Genomic DNA, 4,042 nt, shown 5'->3' with positions numbered 1-4,042 from the left:
AGCGGCCCCTGGATGCAGGGGGGTGTGGGGGGACCAGCGTGGTCCCCCCACTCTATTGAGGATCATCCAGTGCTCACAACCTCGCCCGCCTTCAAGCAGAACGCCGCCCGGGCGCTCAACGACCCGGGGCTTCAGAAGGCGCTCGCCAACGTCCGGCCGCGCTTCATCGAGAAGCGCGCCAAGGGCGTCGCCACCCTCCCGGAGTTCGAGCGGTGCCGCGAGCTCGGCCGCGACCTGAAGAACCACACCATCACCCATCTCGACTTCTACCTCGACACCTATGCGCGCGCGGTCGAGGCGCAGGGCGGACACGTGCACTGGGCCGAAACGGCCGAGGACGCGCGGCGCATCGTGCTCGAGATCTGCCGCTCGGTCGGCGCCCGAACCGTCACCAAGGGGAAGTCGATGATCTCCGAGGAGATCGCGCTGAACGAGCACCTGGCGGCGGCCGGCATCCAGCCGGTGGAGACCGATCTCGGCGAGTACATCCTCCAGCTCCGCAACGAACCGCCGAGCCATATCATCGGTCCCGCCTTCCATCTCAACCGCGAGGACTGGATCGAAGCGTTCAAGAAGAGCCACACGACATTCCCGCCCGACCGCGTGTTCAACGAACGCCGCGACCTGATGGCCGAGGCGCGCGAGGTGCTGCGCGACAAGTTCCTCGCCGCCGATGTCGGCATCACCGGCGCGAACATGCTGATCGCCGAGACCGGCAGTTCCGTAATCGTGACGAACGAGGGCAACGGCGATCTCACCCAGACCCTGCCGAAGGTCCACATCGCGCTCGCGTCGATCGAGAAGGTGGTGCCCACGCTCGAGGATGCGTGCGTCATCCTGCGCATGCTTGCGCGCAGCGCGGTCGGCCAGGACTTCTCGACCTACGTCACCTTCTCCACCGGACCGCGCCGGACAGCGGACCTCGACGGGCCCGAGCAGTACCACGTCGTGCTGCTCGACAACGGCCGCTCCAACATGGTCGGCACCGAGTTCCAGGACATGCTGCGCTGCATCCGCTGCGCGGCCTGCATGAACCACTGCCCGGTCTATGGCGCGGTGGGCGGGCACAGCTATGGCTGGGTCTATCCGGGGCCGATGGGCAGCGTGCTGACACCCTCGCTGATCGGGGTCGAGAAGGCCGGCCACCTGCCCAATGCCAGCACCTTCTGCGGCAAGTGCGAGAGCGTCTGCCCCGTGAAGATCCCGCTGCCGAAGATGATGCGCCATTGGCGCGAGCGCGAGTTCGAGCGGCACCTGACGCCACGCGCCGCGCGCTTCGGCCTCGGCGTCTGGGCCTGGTTCGCCAAGCGCCCGTCGGCCTATCGCCTCAGCACGCGCGTCGCGATGCGCGCGCTCGGCCTGCTTGGCCGGCGCAAGGGTCGGTTCTCGTGGCTGCCGCTCGCCAAGGGCTGGACCGGTGGGCGCGACATGCCCGCCCCCGAGGGCGAGACGTTCCACGCCCGTTACGCGCGGCTGAAGCGCCGGGGCCTGATCTGATGGAGCAGGGGATCGACGCGCGCGCGCGCATCCTCGGCCGCATCCGCCGCGGACTGAGGCGTGACGCCCTGCCCGACAGCGTGACCGCCGGACTGCTCGACCGGCTGAAGCACCATCCGCGCAACCTCGTGCCCGCGCGCGGACGCGTGCCACGCGAACAGCGGGTCGAGACCTTCATCGCCGAGCTCGAGAAGGAGTACGGCACCGTCGCGCGCGCGGCCTCGGAGGCCGAGATCCCGGGCCTGATCGCCGAGTATCTCGCGCAGCGCAACCTGCCGGCCGAGTTGCGCGTGGCACCCGATCCGCTGCTGCAGCGCGTGCCCTGGTCGGACCGGCCGATGCTGCGCGTCGCCTTCGGCCGCGCGACGCCGACCGACCCGGTCTCCGTCACACCGTGCTTCGCCGCGGTCGCCGAGACCGGAACGATGCTGATGCTCTCCGGTCCCGAGCATCCGACGACGCTGAACATCCTGCCCGACACGCACATCGTCGTGCTGCGCGCGAGCCGTATCGTCGGCGCCTACGAGGACGCGTTCGACCTGATCCGCAGCGATCGCGACGGGTCGGGCGACACGCCGACCGGCACCACCTTCATGCCGCGCAACGTGATGATGATCACCGGCCCTTCGCGCTCGGCCGACATCGAGCAGACGCTCGAACTCGGCGCGCATGGGCCGCGCCAGCTCCACGTCATCCTTCTGGAAGACGACGCCGGCTGATGCGACCGCCGCGCGCGCGCATCCCGCCCGCGCGACGCCGCCGGACGGTGACCGAGGAGGAGGCGTCGCTCTGGCGCCGCTTCGTCACCGCCGCCGGCATCGCGCCGCTCCAGCCGGAACCGAGGCCCCGTGACCCGCGCGAATGGGAGGGCGCGAACGAACCTGATGCCGCCGCCGCATCCGCTCTCCCGCAGGTGCGGGAGAGAGGCAGGGCGAGGACAGCGCCGCCACCGCCTCCGGACCTCGCCATCGGCGTCGCCCCCGGCGGCCTTGATCGCCGACGCTGGGATGACCTCCGTCGTGGCCGCATGCTGCCGGAACGCACGCTCGATCTGCACGGGCGCCGCGCCGAGGACGCCCATGACGCCGTTCGCCGCTTCGTGCGCGCCGCCCAGGCCGACGGGCTGCGCTGCATCGCGATCGTCACGGGCAAGGGCACGGGAGAGACCGGCGGCGTGCTGCGGCGCGAGCTGCCGCACTGGCTCAACGCACCGCCTCTGCGCGACGCCATCCTCGCGATCGCGCACCCGCATCGGGCCAACACCGGCGCCGTGCATCTGTTGCTGCGAAGGAAGAGAACCTGAGCCGGGGGAGGCCACACCTCCCCCGCACACCCTCACAGGCCGAGACCCGTCCGACTATTCCGCCTTGGCTCCAACCGCACGCGCGATCGTGCGCCACTTGGCGATCTCGGCGGCCTGAAACCGGCGCAGCTCCTCCGGCGTCGAGGCGATCGGCTCGGCGCCGGACGCAAGCAGGCGAGTGCGGATCTCGGGTTCGCGCAGCACCGCCACCAGCGCGGCATTCAGCGGCGCGATGATCTCCGGCGGGGTTCGGGCTGGCGCGAACACGCCGTGCCATGCCGTGCCGGACACGCCCGGATAGGTCTCGGCCACCGTCGGCAGATCGGGCAGCAGGGCCGACCGTTCTGCCCCCGCAACCGCAAGCGCGCGCACGGCCCCGGCACGCACATGCGGCAGCAACGACGGCACATCGGCGAACACCGCACTGATCGTTCCGGCGACCAGGTCGATCAGCATGGGTCCGCCCCCTCGATAGGGGATATGCTCGAGCCGCGCACCGGTCGCGCTCTTGAGCATCTCGGTCAGCAGATGCGGCAGGCTTCCCGACCCGGCCGACCCGTAGCTGAGACGTGCCTCGGGTCGCTTCGAGAGCTCGACGAGCTCGCGCACGGTCTGGACCGGGACCGATGGATGCACCACCAGCATGAACGAGATCGCGCACGCCAGCGTCACGGGAGTGAAATCGGTCACCGGGTCGTAGGGCATCCGCTCGTAGATCGAGACGTTGATCCCGTGCGTGGCGATGTTGCCCCAGACGATCGTCAAGCCATCGGGCGGCGACTGCGCAACCGCGCCGGAGCCGATCATCCCCGAAGCGCCGGTACGGTTCTCGATCACCACCGCGCGGCCGAGGCGCTCCGCCAGCCGCGGCTGCACGATCCGGCTGACCAGGTCAACCGACCCGCCCGGCGGGAACGGGACGACGATGCGCAGCGGTCGTCCATCCTGCGCCCGCGCTGGTGCTGCGATCACCAGCGCGGGCGTCGCCAGGACCGCCCGCCGGCCTACCGTCATCCGGCTCATCCTTGTCTCCTCCGTGTGGGGCGCCCTCGCCCGGGACATCCTTCCCTCAGGCTAGAGAGCGGACGTTGCGTCCGCAAGACGCTCACACGGCACGGGCGTGGCGCCCCGCTCCGGCATCGAGATGTCGGTCGAACACCGCAGCGATCGCGCGCAGGAACGGCCGGCCGCGTGCCGTGACCGTGATGCGCCAGCCCTCGCGCAGCAGCAGGCCGTCCTCCG

4 protein-coding genes are annotated in these 4,042 nt (G+C 70.6%); 3 read left to right on the top strand and 1 reads right to left on the bottom strand.

Features of this window, described 5'->3' with window-relative positions:
- The first annotated feature begins 69 nt into the window (after window positions 1–69).
- The 3 genes from ACTIFU_RS22825 to ACTIFU_RS22815 are packed head-to-tail and all read left to right on the top strand — an operon-like array spanning window position 70 to window position 2,800.
- Window positions 70–1,497 (top strand): LutB/LldF family L-lactate oxidation iron-sulfur protein, encoded by a 1,428-nt coding sequence (locus ACTIFU_RS22825; protein ID WP_439580623.1) that lies wholly within the window; start codon window positions 70–72, stop codon window positions 1,495–1,497.
- Complete coding sequence (locus tag ACTIFU_RS22820; RefSeq protein ID WP_439580622.1) at window positions 1,497–2,216, top strand: LutC/YkgG family protein; 720 nt, start codon at window positions 1,497–1,499, stop codon at window positions 2,214–2,216. The genes ACTIFU_RS22825 and ACTIFU_RS22820 overlap by 1 nt, the downstream gene beginning before the upstream one ends.
- Window positions 2,216–2,800, top strand: a complete 585-nt coding sequence (locus ACTIFU_RS22815; protein WP_439580621.1) for a Smr/MutS family protein — start codon at window positions 2,216–2,218, stop codon at window positions 2,798–2,800. Before ACTIFU_RS22820 ends, ACTIFU_RS22815 begins: the two co-directional genes overlap by 1 nt.
- A gap of 54 nt (window positions 2,801–2,854) precedes the next feature.
- On the opposite strand, the gene ACTIFU_RS22810 is transcribed toward ACTIFU_RS22815, so the two are convergent.
- The gene (locus ACTIFU_RS22810) at window positions 2,855–3,823 is read right to left on the bottom strand and encodes a Bug family tripartite tricarboxylate transporter substrate binding protein (RefSeq protein WP_439580620.1); all 969 of its coding nucleotides are present in this window, start codon (window positions 3,821–3,823) and stop codon (window positions 2,855–2,857) included.
- Window positions 3,824–4,042 lie beyond the last annotated feature (219 nt).

This window comes from Elioraea sp. (assembly GCF_051860475.1).
Classification (GTDB): Bacteria; Pseudomonadota; Alphaproteobacteria; order Acetobacterales; family Acetobacteraceae; genus Elioraea.
The sequence above is the reverse complement of the archived record's forward strand: the minus strand, read 5'-3'. Positions and strand labels throughout refer to the sequence as shown.

Coding starts and splice junctions, on each gene's coding strand:
- ACTIFU_RS22810 (WP_439580620.1), bottom strand. CDS start 3,823: ATGAGCCGGATGACGGTAGGCCGGCGGGCGGTCCTGGCGACGCCCGCG.
- ACTIFU_RS22815 (WP_439580621.1), top strand. CDS start 2,216: ATGCGACCGCCGCGCGCGCGCATCCCGCCCGCGCGACGCCGCCGGACG.
- ACTIFU_RS22820 (WP_439580622.1), top strand. CDS start 1,497: ATGGAGCAGGGGATCGACGCGCGCGCGCGCATCCTCGGCCGCATCCGC.